Here is a 1,043-nt window from a genome sequence, read left to right on the forward strand (position 1 = left end):
AACACGGGGAACGTTACCTCGCCGGCGAGATCGTGTTCGATCTCGCGGCTCCAGCCTTTGCTGAGTTCCTCTTGAATCGTCTCACCCCACTTGATGATCGGCATCGCGTAGGCGTAGTTGTGCGCGTACAGCAGTTTGAGGCAGGTGCTGTTGTAGAATCCGCGGTCAAGGTAGACGGCCTTGACGGTGAGGTCAAGGCCGTCAAGGAGTTCGAGGAACTCACCGAGGACATCGCTGGTGGTTTCGCCAGCGACAAGCTGGCGAACCGCCAGCGTGTACCGTTTGTTACGTACGCGTGCGTAGAGCGTCGCATAGGCATGAAATGCGGTCGTTCCACGTTTCGCCTGTGAGAAGTACAGCGCCTCTGTCTCATCTTCGTCGCCGTAGTAGGGATCGAGGTGGAGGTCTACACAGACCTCCACCGGTCGATCCGGTAGTGTCTCAAGCGCATCTCGTTGCAACAGCGTGTCTCCAACCTCCTCAACCGAATCAAGCTCAAACTGATCGGTGAGATGTCCACGGACGGTATTGGCGTGTGGCGAGTCGTCAGTCGTTTCGCAGACGTGGTTGATTGAGGTCCCGCCGGCGCTAGCGCCGGCGAGGACCTCGTACAACGTCTCTGTCGTTACCTCGACATTCTCGCCGAGCTCTATCGCAAGCTCCTCGTCGAGGCTGTTGACGACAAAATTAAGCAGGTGCTCTTCCTCTATCTTGCTGTCTGCTTGTCTTGGTCTCACACCATGTTCAAGCAGACACTCTCACTCAAACCCGATGTGATCGACTGATTATTGGTCCTGTCTAATAATACTCATTTCGAGGTGGGAGTTGTCCGGCGATTGAAGACAAAGATAGAAGAATCAGAGGGCACCCTGGAGTGGTTGGAATGGGCCGACGATGTGTTCGGGCTTCCTGCGGAAACGATAGAAGGGTACCGGCCTTGACTTGAACAGGCCACCTCGAAATTGGCATTATTGGATAGTATACTAATACAGATTTCGAGGTGGACGCAGTCTGGTGGTTATCCGAACAAATGAGTGAAGTAG

General features: G+C 54.4%; 1 protein-coding gene. It reads right to left on the reverse strand.

The annotated features are described in order from the left end of the window. Window positions 1-737 (reverse strand): ISH3 family transposase (locus U4E84_RS18655; protein WP_322533541.1); only part of this gene is annotated, 737 nt, incomplete at its 3' end. Window positions 738-1,043 lie beyond the last annotated feature (306 nt).

The organism is Halorubrum sp. AD140 (genome assembly GCF_034497445.1).
GTDB lineage: Archaea > Halobacteriota > Halobacteria > Halobacteriales > Haloferacaceae > Halorubrum.